Consider the following 20,470-nt stretch of genomic DNA (forward strand, 5'->3'; position numbering starts at 1 on the left):
GCGGGCCGGTTTCCACTCGTTCGGTTCAGCGTGAACGCGCCACGGGGAAGATCGTCGCCAGTGGCGGCGCCGTTACGCGGTTGAAACGATTTGTGCGAGGTCAGCCGAGTGCTCCGCGCCGGTTGTGCAGTGTGCCCAACGGTTCATTCGTCCTTCGAGGACAGTTCGCGCGGCGCTCCGCCGACGTACGCCTCGGTTTCCAGCCGGTCCAGCATGTGCGGGTAGTGCAGTTCGAACGCGGGCCGGGGCGAGCGGATGCGCGGCAGCTCGGTGAAGTTGTGCCGCGGTGGCGGGCAGGACGTCGCCCACTCCAGCGAGTTGCCGTGCCCCCACGGGTCGTCCACGTTCGCCACCGTCCCGTACCTGGAGCTCTTGAACACGTTCCACAGGAACGGCAGCATCGAGGCGCCCAGGATGAACGCCCCCACCGTCGAGGCCACGTTCATCCCGGTGAACCCGTCGCTCGGCAGGTAGTCGGCGTAGCGCCGCGGCATGCCCGCCCCGCCCAGCCAGTGCTGCACCAGGAACGTGGTGTGGAAGCCGAGGAACGTCAGCCAGAAGTGCAGCTTGCCGAGGCGCTCGTCCATCATCCGCCCGGTCATCTTCGGGAACCAGAAGTACATCCCGCCGAACACCGCGAACACGATGGTGCCGAACAGCACGTAGTGGAAGTGCGCCACCACGAAGTACGTGTCGTGCACCTGGAAGTCCAGCGGCGGCGCCGCCAGCAGCACCCCGGTGAGCCCGCCGAGCAGGAACGTCGCCAGGAACCCGAGGGCGAACAGCATCGGCGTCTCGAAGGTCAGCTGGCCCTTCCACATCGTTCCGATCCAGTTGAAGAACTTCACCCCGGTCGGTACCGCGATCAGGAACGTGGTGAACGAGAAGAACGGCAGCAGCACCGACCCGGTGGCGAACATGTGGTGCGCCCACACCACCACCGACAGCACCCCGATGAGCAGCGTCGCGAACACCAGCCCGATGTAGCCGAACAGGGGTTTGCGGCTGAACACCGGGAAGATCTCGGTGACGATGCCGAAGAACGGCAGCGCCACGATGTAGACCTCCGGGTGCCCGAAGAACCAGAACAGGTGCTGGTAGGCGATGGCCCCGCCGGTGGCCGGGTCGAACACGTGCGCCCCGAAGTGCCGGTCCGCCAGCAGCCCGAACAGCGCCGCGGTCAGCACCGGGAACGCCATCAGGATCAGCACGCTGGTGACCAGGATGTTCCAGGTGAACATCGGCATCCGCCACATCGTCATGCCGGGCGCCCGCATGCACACCGTCGTCGTGATCATGTTGACCCCGCCGAGGATGGTGCCCAGCCCGCTGACCAGCAGCCCCGTGATCCACAGGTCGCCGCCGAGACCCGCGCTGTAGGTGGACCGGGACAGCGGCGCGTACGCGGTCCAGCCGAAGTCCGCGGCTCCGCCCGGCAGCAGCAGGCCGCTGAGGACCATCAGGCCGCCGAACAGGAACAGCCAGTAGGAGAAGGCGTTGAGCCGCGGGAACGCCACGTCCGGCGCGCCGATCTGCAGCGGCAGGATGATGTTCGAGAAGCCGAAGACGATCGGCGTCGCGAACAGCAGCAGCATGATCGTGCCGTGCATGGTGAACAGCTGGTTGTACTGCTCCTGGGAGAGGAACTGCAGCCCGGGCTGGGCCAGTTCGCCGCGGATGAGCAGCGCCATCGCGCCGCCGATGATGAAGAACCCGAACGCGGTGGCCAGGTAGAGCTTGCCGATGGCCTTCGGGTCGGTGGTGCGCGCCCAGCTCACGAACTTCGGGGACTTCCCGGAGCCGGGGGTGCTGGACGGGCGCGTCGGGATCGGCGACGGCCGTGCGCGCAAGGTGGCCATGCCTGTGTCCTCCGGGTCGCCGCGGCCGCTGTTCGGGCCGGGCGGCCCGGGCACCGGAACTCGCCCGGCGCGGCCTCGGCGTTCAGTGTTGGCGCGGCTCGCCGGCCCTGCAATCCGGTGCACTCCTCCGGACGGATGACGGTGCGCCCTGGCGAGTGACGGCATCCCCGCGCGCTGGACGGGAGGCGGTGGTCAGCTCAACGCGGCGATGGCCATCCGGTGCAGCAGTTCCGCCATGTCGGTGCGGTCGAGGTGGGTGCTGTACGGCGTGGAGTTGATCAGTCCGAGCACCGCGTGCACCGACGCCCGCGCGGTCGCCCGGTCGAGTTCCGGCCGGGTCCGCAGCAGCACGTCCACCCACACCTCGACGTAGCCGCGCTGCGCCTCGCGCACCCGGTGCCGCTCCGCGGTGGCGAGGCTGTCCAGGTCCCGCAGGTGCACGGTGATCAGCGCGGGGTTGGTGAGGGCGAACTCGACGTGCCTGCGCACCAGCTCGTCCAGGGCCAGCCGCGGGTCCGCGGTGGCGTCCGCGCGGCTGCGCCCGGCGTCGAGCAGCCGGTCGCTGATGCCGGTGAGCATTTCGGCGAGCATCGCGTCCTTGCCGCGGAAGTGCCGGTACAGCGCGGGCCCGGAGATGCCGACGGCCCGCCCGATGTCGTCCATGCCGACGCCGTGAAAGCCGTAGCGGGCGAACAGCTCGGCCGCCGCGTCGAGGAGCTGCGCGCGGCGGTTCGGGCGTTCGGTGGCCGGTCCGGTCATCGGAGCAGATACTAGACGCCGAAGTTAGCCGCCGTTAACATCGCCAGTGGTTAACGATGACTAACTCGCGGTCGACGCAGTCCGGAGCAGGAGGAACGCCGGTGGATGCACCCGTCCTGACCAGCGCGCTCGACGTCGCGGCCGACCGGCCCGCGCGGTTCGCCGCCGAGCACGCCGCGCTCGTCGCCGACCTCGACGCCCGGCTCGCCGAAGCACGCCTCGGCGGCCCGGAGAAGTCCCGGCGCAGGCACGTCGAACGCGGCAAGCTGCTGCCCAGGGACCGGGTGGACGCGCTGCTCGACCGCGGATCCCCCTTCCTGGAGCTCTCGCCGCTGGCCGCCCACGAGCTCTACGACGGCGACGCCCCCTCGGCCGGGATCATCACCGGCATCGGCCGCGTCGCCGGCCGCGAATGCGTGATCGTCGCCAACGACGCCACCGTCAAGGGCGGCACCTACTACCCGATGACGGTGAAGAAGCACCTGCGCGCCCAGGAGGTCGCGCTGCACAACAACCTGCCGTGCCTGTACCTGGTGGACTCCGGCGGTGCGTTCCTGCCCAGGCAGGACGAGGTGTTCCCGGACCGCGAGCACTTCGGCCGGATCTTCTACAACCAGGCCACCCTGTCCGCCCGCGGCATCCCGCAGATCGCGGCCGTGCTCGGTTCCTGCACCGCGGGCGGCGCCTACGTGCCCGCGATGAGCGACGAAGCGGTGATCGTGCGCGAGCAGGGCACCATCTTCCTCGGCGGCCCGCCGCTGGTGAAGGCCGCGACCGGCGCCGAGGTCACCGCGGAGGAACTCGGCGGCGGCGACCTGCACTCCCGCACCTCCGGGGTCACCGACCACCTCGCCGAGGACGACGCGGACGCGCTGCGCATCGTGCGCTCCATCGTCGGCACCCTCGGCCCGCGCAGCCCGCGGCCCTGGGACGTGCGGCCCGTCGAGGAACCACTGGTGTCGCCCGACGACCTCTACGCGGCCGTGCCCACCGACAGCCGAACCCCCTACGACGTGCACGAGGTCATCGCGCGGATCGTCGACGGCAGCCGGTTCCAGGAGTTCAAGCGGGACTACGGCACGACGCTGGTCACCGGGTTCGCCCGGCTGCACGGGCACCCGGTGGGGATCGTGGCGAACAACGGCATCCTGTTCGGCGAGTCCGCGCTCAAGGGCGCGCACTTCGTGCAGCTGTGCGACAAGCGCTCGATCCCGCTGGTGTTCCTGCAGAACATCTCCGGGTTCATGGTCGGCCAGGAGTACGAGGCGAGCGGCATCGCCAAGCACGGCGCGAAGATGGTCACCGCCGTCGCCTGCGCGCGCGTACCCAAGTTCACCGTGGTCATCGGCGGCTCGTTCGGGGCGGGCAACTACTCGATGTGCGGACGGGCGTACTCGCCGCGGTTCCTGTGGATGTGGCCGAACGCGCGGATCTCGGTGATGGGCGGGGAGCAGGCCGCCTCGGTGCTGGCCACCGTGCGCCGCGACCAGTTCGACGCGCGCGGCGAGGACTGGCCGGCCGAGGCCGAGGACGAGTTCAAGCAGCCGATCCGGGACCAGTACGAGGCGCAGGGACACCCGTACTACTCGACGGCCCGGTTGTGGGACGACGGCGTGATCGACCCGATGCAGACCAGGTCCGTGCTGGGCCTGGCGCTGTCGGCGGCGGCGAACGCGCCGCTGGAGCCGGTCGGCTACGGCGTCTTCCGGATGTGACGGCCGCTCCGGGCTCGGTGGCGGTTCCGCAGCGGTGAACAGGACGAGGTGAGCGTGGTGGTCGAGGTCGGCGCGGAGGTGGCCGCAGGAGCGGTCGGACCCCGGATCGACGCGGTGCTGGTGGCGAACCGGGGGGAGATCGCGGTGCGGGTGATCCGCACCCTGCGCGAGCTGGGCATCCGGTCGATCGCGGTGCACAGCGACGCCGACCGGGACGCCCGGCACGTCGCCGAAGCCGACACTTCCGTCCACATCGGACCGAGCAGTGCGGCGGAGAGCTACCTGTCGGTGCCGCGCGTCGTCGAAGCCGCGCTGCGCACCGGCGCGCGGGCCGTGCACCCCGGCTACGGGTTCCTGTCCGAGAACGCCGAGTTCGCCCGCGCCTGCGCCGACGCCGGGCTCGCCTTCATCGGCCCGCCCGCCGCCGCGATCGAGGCGATGGGCGACAAGATCCGCGCCAAGGCCACCGTCACCGCCGCCGGCGTGCCCGTCGTACCCGGCCGCAGCGAACCCGGCATGACCGACGAGGACCTGATCGCCGCCGCCCGCGACGTCGGCTACCCGGTGCTGCTCAAACCGTCCGCGGGCGGCGGCGGCAAGGGCATGCGCCGCGTCGAGGACCCCGCCGACCTGCCCGCGCAGATCGCCGCCGCCCGCCGCGAATCCGGCGCCGCGTTCGGCGACGACACCCTGTTCGTGGAGCGGTTCGTCGCCCGCCCCCGGCACATCGAGGTGCAGGTCCTCGCGGACGCGCACGGCGGCGTCGTGCACCTCGGCGAACGGGAGTGCAGCCTGCAGCGCAGGCACCAGAAGATCGTCGAAGAGGCCCCGTCGGCGCTGCTCGACGAGCCCACCCGGGACCGGATCGGGCAGGCCGCCGTCGCCGTGGCGCGGTCCGTCGGCTACGCGGGCGCGGGCACCGTCGAGTTCATCGTCTCCGCCGACCGGCCCGACGAGTTCTTCTTCATGGAGATGAACACGCGCCTCCAGGTCGAGCACCCCGTCACCGAACTCGTCACCGCCGTCGGCGAGCGCCGCGGCCTGGACCTCGTCGAGCTGCAGGTGCGGATCGCCGCCGGGGAACCGCTGCCGTTCGCCCAGCAGCACCTGCGCATCGACGGGCACGCGGTCGAGGCCCGCGTCTACGCCGAAGACCCGGCGCGCGGCTTCCTGCCCAGCGGCGGCCGGGTGCTGGCCGTGCACGAACCGGCCGGGGTCCGGGTCGACTCGGGCATCGCGGCGGGCGGCACCGTCGGCTCCGACTACGACCCGATGCTCGCCAAGGTGATCGCCTGGGGCCCGGCGCGCGCCGACGCGTTGCGCAGGCTCGACGCCGCGCTCGCCGAGACCGCGGTGCTCGGGGTGATCACCAACGTGGCGTTCCTGCGGGCGCTGCTGGCCCGGCCCGAGGTGCTGGCCGGGGAACTCGACACCGGGCTCATCGAGCGGAACCTGGCCGAGCTCACCACCGACCCGGTGCCGCCTGAGGTGCCGGTGGCCGCCGCGCTCGCCGGCCTCGCCGCCGCCGAACCGGACCCGAGCACCGCGGACCCGTGGGACGTGCCCGGCGGCTGGCGGCTCGGCGAACCGGCGTGGAGCACCTGGCGCTTCGCCGACGCCGAGGTGCGGTTGCGCGGCCGGGCCTCCGACGCGGAAGTGCTGCTCGACGGCGAACCGAGCCGGGCGAGCGCGTTCCTGCACGGCGACCTGCTCACCGTCACCCACCGCTCCCGCACCCGCCGGTACCGCTGGGCGCGGGAGGGCGACACCACCTGGCTCGCCGCGGACGGGCGCACCTGGGCCGTCACCGAGCACCGGCTGCTGGCCGAACGCGCCGAACGCGGCGGCGGCTCCGGCGGCACCGTCACCAGCCCGATGCCGGGCACGGTGCTCGCCGCCGAGGTCACCGCGGGCCAAGAGGTCCGCAGAGGACAGACTTTGTTCGTGGTGGAGGCGATGAAGATGGAGCACACCGTCGTCGCCCCGTTGGACGGGACCGTCACCGAGGTCACCGCCCGCCCCGGCCAGCCGGTCGCGCTCGACCAGCCGCTCGCCGTGCTCGCCGCCCGTCCCGCCGAACCCGAGGAGAGCTGACATGATCGACCACCGCCTGGGCGACGAGCACGAAGCCCTCCGCGACTCGGTGCGCGCCTTCGCCCGCAAGGAGGTCGCCCCCGTCATCGGCGACTACTACGAACGCGAGGCCTTCCCGTACCCGCTGGTGCGCACCATGGGCTCGATGGGCCTGTTCGGGCTGCCCATCGCCGAGGAGCACGGCGGCATGGGCGGCGACTACTTCGCGCTGTGCCTCGCGCTCGAAGAACTCGCCAGGGTCGACTCCTCGCTGGCGATCACCCTCGAAGCCGGGGTGTCGCTGGGCGCCATGCCCATCGCCCGCTTCGGCGACGAGGAGCAGCGCCGCACCTGGTTGCCGAAGCTGTGCACCGCCGAGGTCCTCGGCGCGTTCGGCCTCACCGAACCCGGCGGCGGTTCCGACGCCGGCGCCACCCGCACCACCGCCGTCCTCGACGGCGACCAGTGGGTGCTCAACGGCTCCAAGGCGTTCATCACCAACTCCGGCACCGACATCACCGGCTTCGTCACCGTCACCGCCGTCACCGGCAGCAAGCCCGACGGCGGCAAGGAGATCTCCACCATCATCGTGCCGTCCGGCACCCCCGGCTTCCACGTGGCGCCGAAGTACTCCAAGGTCGGCTGGAACGCCTCCGACACCCATGAGCTGTCCTTCGACGACTGCCGGGTGCCCGCCGCGAACCTGCTCGGCGAACGCGGGCGCGGCTACGCGCAGTTCCTGTCCATCCTCAGCGAGGGCCGCGTCGCGATCGCCGCGCTCGGCACCGGGCTCGCCCAGGGCTGCGTCGACGAATGTCTGCGGTACGCGGGTGAGCGGGAGGCGTTCGGCCACCGCATCGGCGAGTACCAGGCCATCCAGTTCAAGATCGCGGACATGGAGCTGCGGGCCAACAACGCCCGGCTCGCCTACTACGACGCGGCGTCCCGGATGCTGCGCGGCGAACCGTTCCGCAAGCAGGCGGCGCTGGCCAAGCTCACCTCCTCCGACGCCGCGATGGACAACGCGCGGGACGCCACCCAGATCTTCGGCGGCTACGGGTTCATGAACGAGACGCCCGTCGGCCGCTTCTACCGGGACGCGAAGATCCTGGAGATCGGGGAGGGCACCAGCGAGGTCCAGCGCATGCTCATCGCCCGGGAACTGGGTCTCTGAGCGCTCCTCCCGCGGTCCGGACGTGGAACCGCCGGTGGAGGCGGTCGGGGGTCGCCTCCACCGGCGGAGTTCGGGGACTGCTTCGGAACGGTCGGGGGTCGGAGGACGGAACGGGGTCAGCGCCGCCCGGACACGGCCGGGACGGGATCAGCGCAGCCGGCCGCCGCGCGGAATGGTGATCTCGGTGTCGGTCTCGTCGCCGTAGGCGTACGCGTACGGGTCGTACTCGGGCTGCTGGCCGTAGCCGGCCGGCTCGTAGCCCGCCTCCTGCTGCGGCCAGGCCGGGGTCGCGTCCGGCTGCGGCTGCTGCTGGGGCTGCTGCTGAGGTCGGGCCACGCCGTGCGGGGGTTCCGGTGCCGGTTCGTCGGACTGCGACAGGTGCTGCATCACCCAATCCCTCGCCAGCGCGCCGGGCGACGTGCCCTGGCGGGCGGCGAGCTCCTTGAGCTTCTCGTTGGCCATCAGCGGCAGGCGCAGCTGGTAGACCTCGGCACCGCCGAACCCGCGGCCGGAGCCGGTGGTTTCGAGGTCTTCCTTCGGGGCCAAGGCCGCGAGGTACGAGTCGAGCTCGTGATCCGGTTCGTTGGCCTGCTGCTGGTTCGCGGACTTGCTCCGCGCGTCCTGCTGCCGGCGTCCGGTCTTCATTCGTCCTAGAGCCACGCGCACACGATAACGGTTCCGTTGCGAAACCTGGAGTGGCTGTGTCCGATCCGCCGATGGCGTGTCGGCGAGCGCCGGGCGACCCCGGGCAGCGGAGGACCCCCACGCCAGGGGGAGGAGCGCGGGGGTCGGAGGGGATCTCCACAGTCGCTGACCGGGGGTGGGTCAGCTCCACGATTGTGGCACGGCGACCCCGATTTCGGGAGGGACCAGCGGCGAAGTCGGCTACTCGACGTCGCCTGGACCGCTTCCGGACCGGGCCGTGTCACCCGGTGGGCGGGCACCCGGCACCCGACCGGGGGCGGCCGTCTTCCACCGGTGCGCGCGGTCACCGGTTCCGCCGCTACGCATCTGGACGGAGCAGCCGGTGCGACCGTCCCCGCGGTGCGGGGTCTCCGCGGGACCGCCCCCGGCCGCGCCCGCGAGCCGGGTCGACCGGCGGATCACGGTCCGTTCCACAGTGGACGACCATCCGGTTCGGCTGGGACGGTCGGCGCCTCCCCAGTGGAGAGAACCACGGCCCCTTGATTACTCAGCGTCTCACTCGAATCACTCTGTGGGGGGCTGCGGCTGTGCACAAGCTGTGGATAACCTGCGGCCGAAACCCGAGCCGGGGAGGCGTCATGTACGGGTCGTTGGACGTGCGGAAGTTCCTGTCGCAGCAGGAAGAAGGCGTTGGTCGAGCATCCTCGGTGGTACCCGCGCCGCGCAGCGGCGAGCCAGCCGGGATCACCGACGAACAAGTGCACCGGGCGCGGGTCGCGGTGGCCCGCGGCTCCGAGGGCGCCGAGGACTGCCGGCTGCTGCTGGACATGCTCGGGCTCGTCCCGGACGAAGAGGGCGAGCCGCCGGTCACCCGCTGACCGGGCTCGGCGAGTGCGTGCGGCGGCACGGACGGGGCTGCGGTCCGCCCAGCGGCGCGGGGTCGCTCCGGATCGTCCTGCTCGACGGTGATGTCGCTGGACACGGGCTTGGTGGTACCGGAACCGCGGATCGGCGCGGGGCGGTGGCGAGCGAACGGGGCACGGCCGCGCCGGGGTTGTCTTCCCGCGAGGTCGGGCACCCCCCGGTGGCTCGCCTCGCGGGAAGACGTGAGCCCGGCGTGGGGCTCGCGCAAAACATACCGTGCGGTTTCTTTCGCGTTCCCTCCAGGTCACCGGTCGGTTCCGGCAAGATCACCGGTGGGACACGGGAACGGCGGATGGGCACCCGTGGGGCTGGCGCGGTAACTTCGCGTGGCGCAGTTGATCATCCTTTCGTGGGCCGTGTCGCCGATCAGGTGAGCGTTGAGACATGGTCGACGTCCCAGCCGCCGGAGCCGTCCCATGCCCCAGCAGCGTCGGGCGCAAGTCACCCGCCGTGCCATCGTCATCGCTGCTGCCGAGGAGTTCGACCGCGCCGGCTATGACGCCACCCCGCTCAGCGCGATCCTGCGGCGCAGCGGTGTCACGAAGGGCGCCTTCTACTTCCACTTCCCGTCGAAGGACGCCGTCGCGTCCGCGCTGATCCGCTTCCAGGCGCAGGTCTGGTCGAAGATCTGGCAGCGCTGGACGGGGCGCGGCCTGGACCCGCTGAGCACCGCCGTCGAACTTGTCGACGAGGTGATCCGCATCCTGGAGCGCGACGTCGTGGTCCGCGCCGGCGCGCAGCTGGCGATGCGCGACCAGGAGACGGCGGCCCGCTGGGAGCAGCTGCTCGGCGGCCTGTTGCGGCGCTCCGCCGAGCACGGCCTGCTGCGGCCCGAGATCGACCCGGCCGCCGCCACCCGAGTCCTGTACGCGACGCTCGTCGGCGTCCGGGTGCTCAGCACCGGCCGGGCCATCGGCGCAGCCCAGCAGACCGGCGAGATCTGGCGCATCGTGCTCGGCGGCATCGCGACCGCCGACTGGCTGCGCGACAACCCCTCGGTCCCGACGGCCGCCCCGCGCACCACGAGCTGAGACCGCCGTCACAGAAGCCCGTTCTCCGTCCCGAAGCCCCGCCCGAGGCCCCCGGCGGCCGGTTCCGGCCCCGCGCGGCCTTTGGCGGGCGGCCGGCCTGCCTCCCAACGTTCGGGTGAAAAATACTGGTCAGGCAGCTATGGTGGGCGGCGGGCGCGGTCCCCCGGGAGGGCGCCGGGCCGTGCGATGCGGCTTAAGGGACCCCCCTGTGCAAGGCCGCTGAGCGTGTGTCGTAAGCTTTCATCACTGCCAACGGGGCGCCCCGAAAGGGAAAAGCCGGTTGGAGGTAAGGCCGGGTCGGTTTCGAATCGGCCAAGCCCCCATCGTCTAGCGGCCTAGGACGCCGCCCTTTCAAGGCGGTAGCGCGGGTTCGAATCCCGTTGGGGGTACGCAACAACAGAACATGGCCCAGTGGCGCAGTTGGTTAGCGCGCCGCCCTGTCACGGCGGAGGTCGCGGGTTCAAGTCCCGTCTGGGTCGCCAGAGCGATCGGCTGAGAGCCGGGTCGCCACGGCCAGGTAGCTCAGTTGGTACGAGCGTCCGCCTGAAAAGCGGAAGGTCGGCGGTTCGACCCCGCCCCTGGCCACGCTCAAGAGCTGGCACAAGCAAGCCCCACCGGATTCCGGTGGGGCTTCTTGGTCTCAGTTGGGGGTCTCAGTCGCGGCCCCAGAAGAAGCCGTTGAGCTGTGAGGCCACGTCCCGCCGGATCTCGTCGGTGACGTGCATGTAGCGCTTCTTCATCGACGGGGTCGACCAGCCCATCAGATCCATCACGGTCCGGTCGGGCACGCCGAGGATCAGCAACGTGGTCGCCGCGGTGTGACGCGCGTCGTGCAGCCGCGCTTCCCGTACCCCTGCCTCGGTCAGCAGTTCCTTCCACTCGTCGAGGTCCCGCCGCGGGTCGAGTGGCTTGCCGTTGGGCTGGGTGAACATGAATCCGCCCTCGTGCCACTCGTTACCGGCTAGCTCCCGCTCGGCCTGCTGCTGCTCTTCGTGTCGCAAGAGCATGTCGAACAGTTCGTCGGGCAGTCCGATCGAGCGTCGGCCCGCCGAGGACTTCAGCTCCACCAGGACCAGGCCGCCGCCCCGGCGCTGCGGGCACCACCGCGCGTGGTCGGTGCAGTCCGCCGGGCACGGTGGTGGGCAGGCTCGGGTGTGCCGTTTGCACAGCTTCGGGCAGGGCTTGACCTTGTGGTATTTCGCGCCGCACGCGTGCGGATCGGAGCACCCGTGCTCCCAAGTCCGGCGCTGGATGGCTTCTCGGATCTTCAGGGCCTTCTTCCGACGGTCGAGCCGGGGCCACTTGAGGCCGAGGGCCTCGCCCTGCCGGATGCCCAGGGCGAGAGCAACGACGTACCGGACACCGTTCCGCCGTTCCAAGGCTGCTTTGAGAACCTGCTGAACCTCGTCCGGCTCCAGCGGCTCGATCTCTTCTTCCTCCACTCGGGGCGCCTTGGCGAGCGCCAACGGGTTGCGGTTGATGTAGCCGCGGCGAAGCGCCTCCCCGAACGCGGTTCGGCCGGTCCGATGAACCTGGTGAACGGTGGCCGGCTTGAATCCGGCTTGGAGGAGCTTCCGGTACAGCTTCTCGAAGTACTCCGGGTGTTCCTGGATGCGATCGAGCCGGTGCGCACCGATGCCGGGCACCAAGTGCTTGTAGATCGCCGTGCGGTACCCGAGCAGCGTCTTGTACCGGACGGTCAGCGGTGCGATCTCCTCCACCCAGTGGATCAGCAGGTCCTCGACGAGCCGGAACTTCCCGCGTCGGGTCTTCGCGGGACGGCCCTCGTCCCGCGCGCGTTCGAGGCGGCTCACCTCCTCGACGACGTCTTCCTTGGCCTTGCGCTTGACGTGGGGCCGGACGGGCTTGCCGTCGTCACCGACGCCCATGCTGACCCGACCGTGCCAGTAGCCGTCCTTGCCCAGGTAGATGCTCGATCGGCCGTTCGCGTTCCTGGATTTCTTCGCCTTGTCCGCGTTGTCGCTCATCGGAATCTCCTCAGGCTGCGCGCTGCTGGGTGGGCTGGTCCTGGACGAGTCGTGCGGCGTACTGATCGATTGCCTCCTTGGGGATGCGGCGGAGTCGGCCGATGCGGACGGATTCGAGTTCGCCGGAGCGGACGAGGGCGTAGGTGGTGGTGCGGCCGATGCCGAGTTGTTCGGCGGCTTCCTCGACGGTGAGGAGCACACGGGTTGGCAAGGACCGGACCTCGGCTTGAGGCTCGGGCTTGTCCTCTTCGGCGAGCAGAGCGGCGAGCTTGGCGAGCATGCTGGCGATCTCGGTGGCTCGGTCGGTCATGCCGCACCCCTTTCGCTGGTGCTGGCGGGGGTGCCCGTCCCAGCCGTCCCGGTCGTCCCGAGGCTGGTCAGGCTGGGACGGCTGGCTTCGGCGGGACGCTTCGAGCCGTCCCGGGGCACGAAGGTGTCCCGCGTTGAGCTGGGTGGCGACGCTTGGGACGGCCGGGACGGCTCATCCCCAGTGGGTGGGCAGTAGCGGGTCCAGGCGTCGAGGAAGTCACTGCGGCGATAGCCCTTGGACTGAGTCCCGTCGGGGAAGCGGACGTTGCCGGAGCGGATGTCGAACTCGCCGAGCAGCCGGGCGAGCTTGGCTTGGGTGAGCCCTTGGGAGCCGTAGTCGCGCCAGGGGGCTTCGGGGTCGGCGTTGAGATGGCGGATGAGTTCGGCGCTGGCGATCTCGTTGTGATCGCCGAAGCCGGCGCGGCAGTCCACCAGCAACCGGGTGCGCACGGTGCCTTCGTTGTCGCCTTGCGCCTCCGTGATGAGTGCGACCGCGGCTCTCCGTGCGCGGTCGGGCCAGTCGCCGCCCGCATGGTCGGCAACGGCGATCAGCGGTTCCCAGGTGTCGGCGGCGCGGTCTTCGACGGGCATCGACGGCACCGCACGTTCGAGGTCCGGAAGGTCGTTGCGGAGCCAGCTCCCGATTCGTTCGGCGAGTTCCAGGAGAACCGGCCGATCCCGGCGGTGCCGGTAAGGAAGGACCGACTCGCCGGGTGCTCGGCGGCGCATCCGGATCACGATGGCGCGATCCTCGATGGTGTCGGGCATGGTGCCGATCCCGGCGAGTGCGGCCATCGCGAAGGTGGGGATGGATTCGACTCGGCTGTTGGTGGCGTCGTAGCGCTTGGCGGGGCGGTTGCGCTGGTGTCCGGCGTTGAGCAGCCCGCGCAGGTCCTCGTTCCCGTCGGCGTTCGGGCCGAAGATGGTGTCGGCTTCGTCGACGAGCATGGTGGGCGGGTCTTCGGTGATGGAGCGGTACACGGCCGCCGGACTGGCGTTGACCGTGAGGAACGGGTCGTGGCAGGTGGCTTCCACGACGTCGAGCAGCCGTGACTTTCCGCAGCGCTTCTCGGGTGCGCGGATCACCAGGCGGGGCGCGTGCGCCCAGGCGGGTTGTGCGTGGCTGGCGGCGATCCACAGCGTCACGGCGTCGGTGGCGTGGGAGCTGGGCAGGATCACGTAGCGGGTCAAGGCATCGCGGAGTTCGTCGAGCAAGGCGTCTCCGGGCCAAGCGGGCTGAGGTGTCATCAGGTGTTCTCCGGGTGAGTCGGTGGTCATGCGGTGCGGCGGAAGCTGTGGAGGGAGTCGGGTCCGTCGTGGTTGCCGCGCTGCCAGCCACGTGCGGCATTGCGGCGGGCAGTGGCTTCCTCGATCGGTTTGCCGGTGCGCTGGCGGCGGCGAATCGCCGCGTCCACCAGGGCGCTGATCGCGTCGTGTTCGGACCACGGCGCGGCGTCGTGGACGGCGAGATTCGCCAGCCGCCGGGCAGAGGCGTAGACGAGTCGCCACCGCTCCCCTTCGCGGGTCTCGACCTTGTGCAGTTCGGCATCCCAGACCCGGCGCCAGTACCCGGGCGCGTGGTCTCCGATCGGACCGGCCGAAAGGTTGGGAGCTTCCACCGGCTTGACCTCCGGAGCCGGAGGAACGACCCGCGGCCTCAGCCACTCGGGCAGTGGGGCGATCTCGATCCCGGACGACACCCGCTCGTAGCGGCCGAAGAGGTCTTCGGGTGGTGCGGTGATCCCGCAGCCCGGTGCGACCACGTAGCCACCGTGTGCCCGGATGTCGATCTGGTGGCCGACCCGGCCGGTGGCATCGCTGCTGACTTCCAGCTCGTCAGGGGCGCGGAAGTACAGGTGCCGTCCTTCGCTGGGGGTCTCGACGGTCAGCGTCTCCGGCCAGATCACGCCTTCAGCCGCGGTGATGGCGTGCAGTGCTTCCAACCCGTCCGCGACCGAGGTGGACACGTCTTGCGCGGCGGGTGCGGCTGGCTTGGGTTTGCGGTCGAGGTCGAGCACGACCAACCCGGAAGGACCGGTGCTGATGCCGACGTTCGCTCGCGGAATCCGCGACCACCAGCGCCGGACCTGGCCCAGGTCGGTGGTCGCCGAGAGGTAGCCGTGGCACGGGCGCTCGGCTGCCAGGCACCCGCATTCCGCCGGGGAGCACAGCTCGGCCTTGCAGCGGGAGCAGTTTCCGAACGGGCGCTTGCTGTTCGGTCGCAAGGGGAAGACGTGCAGCTCATGGCGCGCGAGCCAGGTGGCGAGTCCGAGGGAAGTCGTCATGATCTCCTCCTTCATGCGGCGTGGTCGGGCGGCGGCAGATCGCGGGTGCGTCGAGGTCTGCCAGTGCGGAGCGCGGGCATCCGGCGGGCGTGCTTGGCCCGGTACATGCGGCGATCGGCTGCGCCGAGCAGGTCGCTAAGAGAAGTGCCGGCTGCGGCGACGGTGAGCCCGACGCTGCCGAGCGCGGTGATCTGGTGACCACGCACGTCGAGGGGGTCGGCGAGAGCGGCTGTGATCTCGTTCGCCCGGCGTACGGCGTCTGGGCGATTCGTACGTCCGAGGTGGATGGCGAACTCGTCGCCGTGCAGCCGGGCGGCTCGCTCCCCCGGCGCGGTGTTCTCCGCGAGGCGGGCGGCGACTGCGGTCAGGACCTCGTTGCCGAAGTCGTGCCCGTGGGTGTCGTTGATGACCTTGAAGCGGTCGAGGTCGATCAGCAGCACTCCGACCAGTCCCGCTCGACGGGTGCGGCGTGCGTGGCGTCGGAGTGCGGCTCTGTTGCCGATGCCGGTGAGTTCGTCGGTGTGGAGACGTCGGTGGAGCGTGACGGCCGTGGCGGTGGCGATTGCCGCCCAACCAGCGGTAGCCAGCGGCAAGGTGATCTCTGCGAACATCAGGTGCGCCTCCTGCGCAGGGGGGTGAAGTGGTCCCGCCCGGTCGGTGCTCCGGCCAGAGACAGCCGGGCGGGGCCGCGGTTCTTCGTCAGCGGTTGCGGCGGTTTTTGTGGTGCAGGCGCCGGTAGGCGTTCCACGCCTTCAGCCCGATCCGCGGGCGCAGCCCGGTGGCGCGGCAGCGCGGGCAGTGGCGGATGGCCCGGATGAACGGGGAGCGGAGCTTGCCCGTGCCTCCGCAGGTTCGGCAGGCCTTGAACGGCCAGATCTTGCAGCTCGCCGCGTAACCGAGAGTGATGATGAGTAGGGCGGCGAACAGGAACGCCGTTGCCGAGTCGGTGGGGGTCATGGATGGCCTCCTGGCGGTTTTTGGCACGCGTCGGCCCAGGCGCCTCTAGGGGCTAGGGCGCTGGTAAGGAAAGGCAGAGGTGTCTAGTGGGGTCTCTAGGTCTAGAGGCGGTGCCGTCTAGGGCTAGAGCCCTTGCCGGGGCTATCCGGCTTCGCGGTGTCGGTTACGCTCCGCTACTTCGGTGGCGATGTCGGCGCGGGTGATGCCGATGCGGCTCGCACCCTTGCCCTCATCCGTCGTGCCCCAGACTTGGGCGGTGCGGATGCCGCGCCGTTTGAGGGCGGCGGTGAGGTCGGCGGCTTCCCGGTAGGTGCCGTAGGTGTCGGGTCGCAGTTCGTAGAGGCGGGCGATGACGCGTTCGTTCCAGACCTTCTTCTCGGTCTCCGGCACCACGGTGAGGATGTCTTCGAGCAGCGTGTCCCGGCGGGTGTCCTGTTCGGACTCCAGGCGCTCGCCGATGGCGTGGCCGGTCAGCGTTCCGGCCTGTTCGCGGTGGTTCCGGGCGTAGGCCACGACCTTCTCCGCGGCCGGGCCGTCGAGCCCTGCGACGGTGCGCACGATCTGGGCCTCCGAGCCTTCGCCGACGAGGTAGCCGATGCCTTTGTCGTCCCACGCGAAGGTCGTGGCCCGTACGCCTTGCTTGTACTTGGAGGTGCCCAAGACCATGTCGTTCTCGGTCTGTCCCTGGACTTTCAGGCAGAACCGGGTCGAGACGTTCGCGCTGATCCCCGTGGGCAGGGACTTCGCATCCGGGCGTTGGGTGGCGAGCATCAAGATGATGCCCAGCGCCGGACCACGTTTGACCAGGTCCGTGCAGATCGCCTCCAGCTCTTCGCCGAAGTCCGGGTGCTCGAACCACACCTGGCACTCATCCACCCCGATCACGATCGGGTGCAGGCGGAAGGTCTTCTTGCTGGCCAGGTCCGGGGTGACCTTGTTCTCCGGTGCCTGGCCCTTCTTGGCCAGGTCGCGGATGAGCTTCGCCCGGCGGCGTAGCTCGTCGCGCAGGCTGCGGAGGTCGGTCACGGCCTGGTCGATCTCTTCCGGCTCGTCGCCCACGCCGTGCACGTGGGTGACGGGCTCGAGGGGGTCGAGGTCGCCGGTGCCCTTCAGGTCGTAGGTGTGCAGCTCGGCCCGGGGGTCGAGTGCGGCGATGAGTAGCAGCTCGCGCAGGGCGAAGGTCTTGCCCATCCGCGGGATCGCACCGATGGCCACGGAGGTGAACATCAGCCGCAGATCCACCCACCGGCCGCGCTGATCGGTCCCGAACGGCTGCGACTGGAACAGATCCACCCGCTGGCCCTTACGCAGCGCCCACGCCGGTTGAGTGGCCTTGCGCATGTCCTGATCCCCGACCCACAGCACCAGGCGTCCGGCGTGTTCGGCGTTGTCGGACTCCGGCCACACGCACCCCAACGGGCGGCGCAGGCCGGAGGCGAGCTTGGCGCGACGCTCCATGATGTCGCCTGGCGTCACACCCGGCGGCAGGTCGATGTCCGCCCGCCAGCCCTTTCCGTCACGGGCGATCGGCCGGGGGAAGCCGATGCCGGTGCCGCCCTTGCCCAGTGCTTGGTTGATCAGGGAGATCCCGAGCGAGGCCAGGGCGGTTTCGACTGCGCCGGAGGTGAGCTTGGGGACCTTGGTGGACTCCACCGCCCGCGACGCGATCGGCTTATCCGCAGGCGCTCCCAACCAGCCCAGACCAGCCAGCGCAGCAGTGACGAAGGCCCACTGCGCGATCTCCGGCAGCAGTTCCCGCACCAGGAAGAGCGCGACGAGGCTCGCGGCGCCGAGGCCGGTGGCGAGCACAGCTCTGGCCCGGACTCGGCCGTCCCGCTGCTGGGACAGCTTCAAGTACTCCGCGGCGTCCTCTCGTCGGGCCGAGGCGTACCGGACGGGACGTCCTTCGGCGTCGGTGACCCAGTTGAGCAAGGCGCGCAGCATTCGGAGGGTTCCTTGCGGAACGCGGGCGAGGATGCGTCCGAGGTAGAGCGGGCAGCGCACCGCGTGGTACCCGGCGGTGTGTCCGGTGTAGCCCAGTGCCCACCGCGCGGTAGCGCGGAACTCCTGCGGGTCCTTGGCCCAGGCGGGCAGGATCGGCAACCGCTTCTCCGGCCGCACCAGCGGCGACGTGGTCTCGGTTTTCTGCTCGGGCTGGTCGACGGTCTCCGGCTCGACGATCTCGCCCTCGACCACCTCCGGCTCCGGGGTTCCGGGCTGCCGGGAGTTGGGAGCTTCGACTCTCTCGGAGTGCAGGTGCAGGACGCGGGCGGTCTGCTGTTGGTCCTGGTCGTGGTGCTCGTCGGCGTGGTGGTTCATGGGTTCACCTCCGTGGGGTCGGTGTGCAGTAGGTGGGTGAGGGCGGCGCCCATGCCGAGTACGGCGACGGGCAGGCAGGCGACCAGGGTGGTGATCCACCAGGGGGCGGCGGTCATGCCTGCGGCGGTCATGAGGTGGTAGGCGATCTGTCCGAGTGCGCCGAGTGCGAGCGAGCCCAGGGCGGAGGCGCGGGCGAACCGGCGTGCCCGGTGCGGGACGTGGCCGGAGAGCCAGACGCGGAGGGCGTAGGCGGCGTAGGTCTCGACCCCGATCGGGAGGGTGATCGCGGTGTTGATCTCGAACCTGGTTCCGATCCCGGGAAGCGGGTGCACGATGCCGAACCCGGTGAGTCCGCCCAGGCCGACCCAGCCGGACCAGATCGCCACGAACGCGGGCAGCGCCAGCAGCAGCACCGGCCACCGCGGAACCGGCTTGCCGACGATCGGCGGCTCCGGGCTCACGATCTTGCTGACCTGCTCCGGGGCGACCGGCTCGCCTTCCGCGTCAGCGCTCGATCGCTCCGGCGCGGCGCTGCTGACGGGCTCGGGGCCGGTGGGTTCCGGATCTGGGCTCGGCGTTCCCTCGTGGGTTCCCTGAGCAGACCCCGAGCCGTAGTCACCCGGCTCGACCTCGGCGACCAGGTGCAGCCGGACTGGGTCCGGTTCCGGGGCGGGCTCACCGAGCACGCCAAGCACGGCGTTCGCCTTCTTCGCTCCGACCCGCAGTTCCGACATCAGCCGGTTCCGCGACGGCAGCTCACCGAGCTCGGCGACCAGCTGCCGCGCCTGCGGGATCAGGTCATCGATCGGCACTGGATAGGCACTCTTCGCGGCTGTCATCGGGCCACCTCCCAGCCCAGCCGGGGCGCGGGAACGCGCTCGGCCAGGTAGTCGACGGCGACGATGGCGCCGCGCAGCAGTGCCACCACGGCGAACGCGAACAGCGCAACCGTGCGCACCAGCCCGGAGGCCAGCGACAACGCGATCAGCAAGGCGATCGGCAGAGCCACCCCTCGCAGCACCCGGAACGTCACCCGCACGGACGGGGGTACGAGTCTGAAAAGGCGAACTAGCATCGGACTTCTCCTGGTCGATCTGAGGGATTGGTTGGGAGCCCCGGCCCGGCGCGGTTCTTGGCGGAGTTGGCTGGGCCGGGGGCACCGCTAGCTGAAGGTGCAGGCGTCGCGCAGGACGGCCGCTCGGCTGCCGCCGATCACGCGGCCTCTCCGAGGGCGGTCGGGTTCTCGACCGAGGCGGCGATGTGCCGGAGCGCCGTGTTGTCCATCCGCCGCAGGTGGCGGCGTGCTCGCACCCGGTCGCCGGAGCTGACGTCCGAATGTCCGCACGGCGATGCGGGACGCTGCGGAGCTCCCAACTCCTCGGCGATCACGGCCTCCCAGTGATCCCGCACCAACAGCCGGTCCCACTCGGGCAACGCGGCTTCGATCGAAGCCAGCTCGGCAGCGCTTGGAACGTCGAGGTCAAGCTCGTGCATGACGCCTCCATGGTGTCGTTTCACGCTCATATTGGTAGTGAATTGATAGTGCATTGTCAACGGGTTCACCAGTGATTTGGCAGTGAAGTGATCGGCTCAGCTAGGCTTGCCGCAGGTCACAACGGGCAGGAGGCCCCTTGAACGAGGACTGGCGTGCGGTCGGCCAAGCCATCGGCGAGCGGCTGGACGAGCGAGGCACCACGATGACCGAGCTCGCGGCGCAGGCCGAGGTCTCGCTGACGACGGTGCGGGAACTCGTGCACGTGCTGAACACCCGCCGGCGCAACCCGCGGACGTTGAGCCGGATCTCGAAGGCCCTCGGCTGGCCGGAGGACCACTTGCAGAAGGTGTTGCGTGGTGGTGAGCCGTCCACTCCGGACGCCGGTGCGGACGAGGTCCAGGCGCTTCGCGCCGAGCTGCGCGCTCTCCGGAAGCGGGTCGAGCACCTGGAAGAGCGCCTGAGCTAGCTCAGGACGTTCTGCAAGAACGTCGCCATCCCGGTCACCACGGACCCGAGGAACCTCGCGAGCTGAGTTGCCAGGTTCGCGGCGTTCACCGGGTCCTTCACCACCAGCGTCAGAACCGCCAGCGCCATCAGAGCGCCGAGCACCTTCGGCAGTACCCCGCCGCCGTTCGAGCCGGGCATGGGGAACGTCTGCTTCGCCATTGCTGTCACCTCTCGTCGTGGTGGTCGCGGAGTGGTGGGGCTTCTGATCGCTCCCGTTTTCCGTTTCCGTTGCCATGACTCAAGAGTCCGTCGCCGGGCGCCGTTTCGGCAGCGCACACGGGTGGGCGCATTGGCACAGAGAGGGGGGGCCCCCCGCCGGCTCGCGGGTGGCCCCCCGAGGTGGGGCCCCCCAGGTTTTATTATAGGGGGGGGGGCCGGGTGATGGGGGGGGCGGGACCCCACCCGCGCCAAGAGGGGCGGAGGAAGGGGG

At 70.5% G+C, this 20,470-nt stretch carries 20 protein-coding genes and 3 tRNA genes; 9 read left to right on the forward strand and 14 right to left on the reverse strand.

What is annotated here, in order from left to right:
• Positions 1-143: 143 nt before the first annotated feature.
• Together ctaD and LCD35_RS22290 are read right to left on the reverse strand one after the other, a co-directional pair.
• Positions 144-1,859, reverse strand: coding sequence for a cytochrome c oxidase subunit I (ctaD, locus tag LCD35_RS22285; protein ID WP_224958534.1), 1,716 nt, complete (start codon positions 1,857-1,859; stop codon positions 144-146).
• Between the two features lie 192 nt (positions 1,860-2,051).
• Positions 2,052-2,618: a TetR/AcrR family transcriptional regulator gene (locus tag LCD35_RS22290; protein ID WP_224958533.1), complete on the reverse strand. Its 567-nt coding sequence runs from the start codon at positions 2,616-2,618 to the stop codon at positions 2,052-2,054.
• 101 nt (positions 2,619-2,719) lie between these two features.
• Here LCD35_RS22290 and LCD35_RS22295 point away from each other — a divergent pair, with 101 nt between their 5' ends.
• The 3 genes from LCD35_RS22295 to LCD35_RS22305 are packed head-to-tail and all read left to right on the forward strand — an operon-like array spanning position 2,720 to position 7,580.
• Positions 2,720-4,333 carry a carboxyl transferase domain-containing protein gene (locus tag LCD35_RS22295; RefSeq protein WP_224978167.1) on the forward strand — a complete coding sequence of 538 codons (1,614 nt, stop codon included), beginning with the start codon at positions 2,720-2,722 and terminating at the stop codon, positions 4,331-4,333.
• A gap of 54 nt (positions 4,334-4,387) precedes the next feature.
• Complete coding sequence (locus tag LCD35_RS22300) at positions 4,388-6,427, forward strand: biotin carboxylase N-terminal domain-containing protein (RefSeq protein WP_225044783.1); 2,040 nt, start codon at positions 4,388-4,390, stop codon at positions 6,425-6,427.
• A 1-nt stretch (position 6,428) separates the two neighbouring features.
• Positions 6,429-7,580: an acyl-CoA dehydrogenase family protein gene (locus LCD35_RS22305; protein ID WP_224958531.1), complete on the forward strand. Its 1,152-nt coding sequence runs from the start codon at positions 6,429-6,431 to the stop codon at positions 7,578-7,580.
• Between the two features lie 147 nt (positions 7,581-7,727).
• Here the strand turns inward: LCD35_RS22305 and LCD35_RS22310 are convergent, their stop codons facing one another.
• On the reverse strand, positions 7,728-8,240 hold the full coding sequence (locus tag LCD35_RS22310; RefSeq protein ID WP_224958530.1) for a hypothetical protein: 513 nt from the start codon (positions 8,238-8,240) through the stop codon (positions 7,728-7,730).
• Between the two features lie 623 nt (positions 8,241-8,863).
• Here LCD35_RS22310 and LCD35_RS22315 point away from each other — a divergent pair.
• The 5 genes from LCD35_RS22315 (at position 8,864) to LCD35_RS22335 (ending at position 10,765) form a co-directional block, all read left to right on the forward strand.
• Positions 8,864-9,103 (forward strand): hypothetical protein, encoded by a 240-nt coding sequence (locus LCD35_RS22315; protein WP_224958529.1) that lies wholly within the window; start codon positions 8,864-8,866, stop codon positions 9,101-9,103.
• A gap of 462 nt (positions 9,104-9,565) precedes the next feature.
• Positions 9,566-10,180 carry a ScbR family autoregulator-binding transcription factor gene (locus LCD35_RS22320; RefSeq protein ID WP_224958528.1) on the forward strand — a complete coding sequence of 205 codons (615 nt, stop codon included), beginning with the start codon at positions 9,566-9,568 and terminating at the stop codon, positions 10,178-10,180.
• 316 nt (positions 10,181-10,496) lie between these two features.
• A tRNA-Glu gene (locus tag LCD35_RS22325) sits at positions 10,497-10,569 on the forward strand.
• Between the two features lie 16 nt (positions 10,570-10,585).
• Positions 10,586-10,662, forward strand: a tRNA-Asp gene (locus LCD35_RS22330).
• 29 nt (positions 10,663-10,691) lie between these two features.
• Positions 10,692-10,765 (forward strand) — tRNA-Phe (locus LCD35_RS22335).
• Positions 10,766-10,833: 68 nt separating this feature from the next.
• Here LCD35_RS22335 and LCD35_RS22340 read toward each other — a convergent pair.
• The 10 genes from LCD35_RS22340 to LCD35_RS22385 form a co-directional block, all read right to left on the reverse strand.
• On the reverse strand, positions 10,834-12,168 hold the full coding sequence (locus LCD35_RS22340; RefSeq protein WP_225044771.1) for a tyrosine-type recombinase/integrase: 1,335 nt from the start codon (positions 12,166-12,168) through the stop codon (positions 10,834-10,836).
• A gap of 10 nt (positions 12,169-12,178) precedes the next feature.
• Complete coding sequence (locus LCD35_RS22345; RefSeq protein WP_225044772.1) at positions 12,179-12,478, reverse strand: helix-turn-helix domain-containing protein; 300 nt, start codon at positions 12,476-12,478, stop codon at positions 12,179-12,181.
• Positions 12,475-13,692 carry a DUF3631 domain-containing protein gene (locus LCD35_RS22350; protein WP_225044773.1) on the reverse strand — a complete coding sequence of 406 codons (1,218 nt, stop codon included), beginning with the start codon at positions 13,690-13,692 and terminating at the stop codon, positions 12,475-12,477. Before LCD35_RS22350 ends, LCD35_RS22345 begins: the two co-directional genes overlap by 4 nt.
• Before the next feature lie 59 nt (positions 13,693-13,751).
• Entirely contained in the window at positions 13,752-14,762 is a 1,011-nt protein-coding gene (locus LCD35_RS22355) for a bifunctional DNA primase/polymerase (RefSeq protein ID WP_225044774.1), read from the reverse strand.
• Positions 14,763-14,773: 11 nt separating this feature from the next.
• Positions 14,774-15,373 carry a GGDEF domain-containing protein gene (locus LCD35_RS22360; protein WP_225044775.1) on the reverse strand — a complete coding sequence of 200 codons (600 nt, stop codon included), beginning with the start codon at positions 15,371-15,373 and terminating at the stop codon, positions 14,774-14,776.
• Between the two features lie 88 nt (positions 15,374-15,461).
• A complete protein-coding gene (locus tag LCD35_RS22365; RefSeq protein ID WP_225044776.1) occupies positions 15,462-15,719 on the reverse strand; it encodes a hypothetical protein in 258 nt (85 codons plus the stop codon).
• A gap of 141 nt (positions 15,720-15,860) precedes the next feature.
• A complete protein-coding gene (locus LCD35_RS22370) occupies positions 15,861-18,038 on the reverse strand; it encodes an FtsK/SpoIIIE domain-containing protein (RefSeq protein WP_225044777.1) in 2,178 nt (725 codons plus the stop codon).
• Positions 18,035-18,877, reverse strand: a complete 843-nt coding sequence (locus LCD35_RS22375) for an ABC transporter permease (protein ID WP_225044778.1) — start codon at positions 18,875-18,877, stop codon at positions 18,035-18,037. Before LCD35_RS22375 ends, LCD35_RS22370 begins: the two co-directional genes overlap by 4 nt.
• Complete coding sequence (locus LCD35_RS22380; protein ID WP_225044779.1) at positions 18,874-19,047, reverse strand: hypothetical protein; 174 nt, start codon at positions 19,045-19,047, stop codon at positions 18,874-18,876. Before LCD35_RS22380 ends, LCD35_RS22375 begins: the two co-directional genes overlap by 4 nt.
• 203 nt (positions 19,048-19,250) lie before the next feature.
• Complete coding sequence (locus tag LCD35_RS22385) at positions 19,251-19,532, reverse strand: hypothetical protein (RefSeq protein ID WP_225044780.1); 282 nt, start codon at positions 19,530-19,532, stop codon at positions 19,251-19,253.
• 137 nt (positions 19,533-19,669) lie between these two features.
• Between LCD35_RS22385 and LCD35_RS22390 the strand changes: the two genes are divergently transcribed.
• Complete coding sequence (locus LCD35_RS22390) at positions 19,670-19,999, forward strand: XRE family transcriptional regulator (protein ID WP_225044781.1); 330 nt, start codon at positions 19,670-19,672, stop codon at positions 19,997-19,999.
• Here LCD35_RS22390 and LCD35_RS22395 read toward each other — a convergent pair.
• Positions 19,996-20,199 carry a hypothetical protein gene (locus LCD35_RS22395; protein WP_225044782.1) on the reverse strand — a complete coding sequence of 68 codons (204 nt, stop codon included), beginning with the start codon at positions 20,197-20,199 and terminating at the stop codon, positions 19,996-19,998. The two genes, LCD35_RS22390 and LCD35_RS22395, sit on opposite strands and share 4 nt — an antisense overlap.
• Between the last annotated feature and the right edge of the window lie 271 nt (positions 20,200-20,470).

The organism is Saccharopolyspora sp. 6V (genome assembly GCF_020176785.1).
Lineage (GTDB): Bacteria > Actinomycetota > Actinomycetes > Mycobacteriales > Pseudonocardiaceae > Saccharopolyspora_C > Saccharopolyspora_C gregorii.